Origin of the sequence: Sphingomonas sp. (assembly GCF_031380695.1) — a bacterium.
Taxonomy (GTDB): domain Bacteria; phylum Pseudomonadota; class Alphaproteobacteria; order Sphingomonadales; family Sphingomonadaceae; genus Sphingomicrobium.
In genome coordinates this window covers 1-3894 of record NZ_JANMWY010000070.1, presented here as the reverse complement: position 1 = coordinate 3894, position 3894 = coordinate 1, and the positions used below count along the sequence as shown (strand labels likewise).

The 3894-nt window shown below is 62.7% G+C and carries 4 protein-coding genes; all 4 read left to right on the top strand.

Annotation, left to right across the window (positions count from 1 at the left end):
• Positions 1–1197, top strand: a 1197-nt coding sequence (locus RMN84_RS02865) for a GMC oxidoreductase (RefSeq protein ID WP_309610698.1), incomplete at its 5' end; no start/stop codon positions are given.
• A 30-nt stretch (positions 1198–1227) separates the two neighbouring features.
• A complete protein-coding gene (locus tag RMN84_RS02860; protein ID WP_309610697.1) occupies positions 1228–2331 on the top strand; it encodes a CaiB/BaiF CoA-transferase family protein in 1104 nt (367 codons plus the stop codon).
• Positions 2332–2406: 75 nt separating this feature from the next.
• Positions 2407–3630 (top strand): amidohydrolase family protein, encoded by a 1224-nt coding sequence (locus RMN84_RS02855; protein WP_309610696.1) that lies wholly within the window; start codon positions 2407–2409, stop codon positions 3628–3630.
• A gap of 68 nt (positions 3631–3698) precedes the next feature.
• The coding region (locus tag RMN84_RS02850; protein ID WP_309610695.1) for a CoA transferase at positions 3699–3894 on the top strand (196 nt) is incomplete at its 3' end.

Sequence of the window (3894 nt, the reverse complement as noted above, 5' to 3'; positions counted from 1 at the left end):
GAATTTCATGGCGATGAAGGCACTCTTGGGGTTGAGGACGCTCGCTGGGTCAACCCGCTCGCCGATGCGTTCCTCGACGCTGCGGCGGACGTCGGCATTCCGCGCACGCCCGATTTCTGCCGACGCGACGTTGCGGGTGCCGGCTATTACCAAATGACCACCTGGAAGGGTCGACGCTCGTCGACCGCGACCGCCTATCTGAAGCCGGCGCGCCGCAACAAGAATCTCCACGTCGTCACCGATGCCCTCGCCACCAGAATCGAGCTGGACGGCCGTGAGGCGTCTGCGGTCCTCTATGAGCGCGGTGGTCAGCAACATCGCGCGCGCGCGCGACGCGAGATCGTGCTTGCCGCTGGCTCGTTTGCGACGCCGCAACTGTTGCAGCTATCGGGCATTGGGCCCGCAGCGGTGCTCGGTGCCAGCGGGGTCGCTGTAGTTCACGAACTGCTTGGCGTGGGCGAAAATCTGATGGACCACATCTTGCCCAAGCGATCCTACACGACGTCGAGTCCGCACACCTTCAATGCGACGATGAGCAGTTTCGTTTCGCAAGGACTTGCCGGGCTGCGCTATCTCGCCAACCGCACCGGGCCGCTTGCAGTTGGCGCGGCGCTTGCCGGTGCCTTCGCCTATACGCGCCAGGGTCTGGACGATCCCGATGTCCAGATATACTTCATGCCGTTCGAAGCAGGCGACTATTCAGGCAAGCTGCTGCCTGAGTCGAGTTTCCAAATTGCCTTCTACCAGAACCGGCCAGAAAGCCGGGGTACCGTCCACATCGGTTCCGCCGACCCGCACGATGCGCCGCGCATCGCGCCCAATTATTTTTCTTCCCCACGCGACATGCAGACCGCGGTGGACGGCCTCAAGCTGATCGGCCGAATTGGCGATGCGGCACCGATGCGCGCGCTCGACACGAAACCGCTTCAGCCGAACCTTTCGAATGAAAGCGATCAGGGGCTGGAAGACTATATCCGGGCCACCGCGAGCACGGGTTACCATCACGTCGGCACCTGCCGGATGGGAGCCGCCGACGACGACTATGCTGTCGTTGATCCAAAGTTGCGGGTGCGCGGGATCGGCAAGTTGCGCGTCGCCGACGGATCAGTCATCCCGAGCATCACGTCGGGCAACACCAATTCGGTCTGCATCATGATCGGCGAGCGTTGCGCGGATATGATCCGGTCCGCGCCATGAGGTGCGGCAAACGAGTAAGGCGTCTTTGAGGTGAGCCCGCTCGAGGGCCTGTTGGTGCTCGACTTCAGCACCTTGCTGCCGGGGCCGCTGGCGAGCCTCATGTTGGCCGAAGCCGGGGCCGAGGTTATCAAGATCGAGCGGCCCGGACTGGGCGACGAAATGCGCTCGTACGAGCCAAAGGTCGATGGAGACAGCGTCAATTTCCGTCTCCTCAACCGCGGCAAGCGTAGCCTCGCAATCGACCTCAAGCAACCCAATGTGGTCGCCACACTTCGCCCGCTGATCGAGCGCGCCGACATCCTCATCGAGCAATTTCGGCCAGGCGTCATGGCGCGGTTCGGTCTTGGTGCGGAGGCGGTGCGGACGATCAATCCGGGGATCATCTATTGTTCGATCACGGGCTGGGGCCAGTCTGGCCCCAAGAGCGGCGTGGCCGCGCACGATCTCAACTACATGGCCGAAACCGGTTTGCTCGGCCTGACCGGCGGGGCGGACGGAGCGCCGGTCCTGCCGCCTATCCTGGCAGCGGACATCGCCGGAGGCACCTTGCCCGCCGTGCTCAACATTCTGTTGGCGCTCCGACGGCGCGACGCGACCGGAGAAGGTGCGACGCTCGACATCGCCATGGGCGATTCGATGCTCACCTTCGCCTACTGGGGCCTTGGCAATGGTTTGTTCGCCGGCCAGTGGCCGACGCGTGGCGGCGACCTCGTTACCGGCGGGTCGCCGCGCTACAACATTTACCGAACCGCCGACGACCGCTTCATCGCTGCTGCACCGCTCGAGGAGCGATTCTGGCGCGCGTTCTGCGATGCAATCGAGCTCGATGCCAAATGGCGGTCCACTACAGCGGAACCGACGAGCGCGACCCGCGCCGTCGCCGATCGCATCGCCACCCGCACTGCCGACCAGTGGGCCGCACTCTTTGCGGGCCACGATGTCTGCTGTTCGATCATTCTGGATTTGCAGGGGGCGCTCGCCGATCCGCATTTTCGTGGGCGCGGGCTGGTCGACGCGAACGCTTGGGCCGGATCAATTCTTCCCTCGCTGCCGGTTCCAATCGATGCAGCGTTCCGAGGGCGGCCAAATGATCTGGGGCCAGCGCCGACGCTTGGCGAATATCAGCTCGACTGACGAAGCGGCATCGAATTGGCGTTGACGCGCATCACCATAAAATATATACCAGATATATAAATAATGGAGGGTGATATGGCAGCTGTGCTCGATCCGCCGTCGAAAACGGCACCCGATGTCGCACCGGATAAGTCTGCGCTGAAGGACTATTTCGTCGTGTCCGCAGACGGGCATGTAAACGAACCCCTCGACGTCTGGTCGGCGCGGATCGAGCCCCGGTTTCGCGATCGCCTGCCCCACGTCAAGGTCGACGAGAGGGGACGCAAATGGTTCGTCGCCGAAGGCATCCGCCCGTCGATGATCCGCGAGGCACCGCGCGACGAATCCGTCGCCGTCTCCGCCTTTATCGAGACTGTCGGCGACAGTAGTGAACGACCGGCACTCGACAAGACCAAGGGAGCCATGTTCCAGAACCAGGGCGGATTTGGCGTGGATCGTTACCGGGACATGGATTATGACGGCATCGATGCCGAAATTGTGTTTCCCAACAAAGGGCTTACGAATTGGCAGTCGCCCGATCCCGAACTTAATGTAGCGATGTGCGCCGCGTGGAACGACTGGGCGTTCGAGGCTTTCGGCGGCCACAGCCGCAGTTTTCCGGCGGCCTGCGTTGCGCCCGCCGATATCCCGGCCGCCGTCAAAGAGATTGAGCGGTCGGCGGATCGCGGTTTCAAATTCGTAATGATGCCGCCGCTCGTGAAAGGCGCGAGCTACAACCAGCCGGTGTTCGATCCGATCTGGGACAGCCTCAGCCAGACCGGCCTGCCCGTGACGTTCCACGCCGGCACCGGGAAAGATCCCCGTACCGCGAGCGGCGATGGCGGCGCGATCATCAACTATGTCGTCCACGCCATGAACACGGTCCTTGAGCCGACCGTTCAGTTATGCAGTTCGGGGGTGTTCGATCGCTTCCCGAAACTCAACTTCGCCACCATCGAGGCCGGCGCCGGCTGGCTGCCTTATGCATTGTGGGCGATGGACCATGGGCAGGATTGTTTCGCCTTCTGGGTGTCGCCGCAGCTGAAGTACAAGCCGTCGGAATATTTCCGGATGCACGGCCACGCCAGCTTCGAGACCGATCCGGTCGGAATTGAGCTTCTGGCTCGCATCGGTGTCGAGAACCTGTTGTGGGGCAATGACTATCCGCACGTTGAGGGATCGTGGCCGAACAGCGAGAAGGCGATCAAATCCTGGTCCAAGGATTTGACGCATGAGGATACCGCCAAAATCGTCGGCCTGAATGCGGCTCGGCTGTTCAATATCCCCGTACCTGCGCCTGCCACGGCAGGCCGGGCCTGACGACCGTGACGCGGGGACAGGACCGCGGCGGCGTCCTTGCGGGCATTCGGGTAATCGAACTTGGCACGATGATTGCCGGTCCGGTTGCGGCAACCTTGCTGGGCGATTTTGGCGCCGACGTAATCAAGATCGAGCCCCCCGGCAGTGGTGATCCAATCCGTCATTCGGGGCCGTTCGTCGGGGAGGAGAGCCTTTACTGGAACGTGGAAGGGCGCTCCAAACGGTCGGTAACACTGGACCTGCGCCAGCCCGAGGGGCAGGCAG

Coding starts and splice junctions, on each gene's coding strand:
- RMN84_RS02855 (WP_309610696.1), top strand. CDS start 2,407: ATGGCAGCTGTGCTCGATCCGCCGTCGAAAACGGCACCCGATGTCGCA.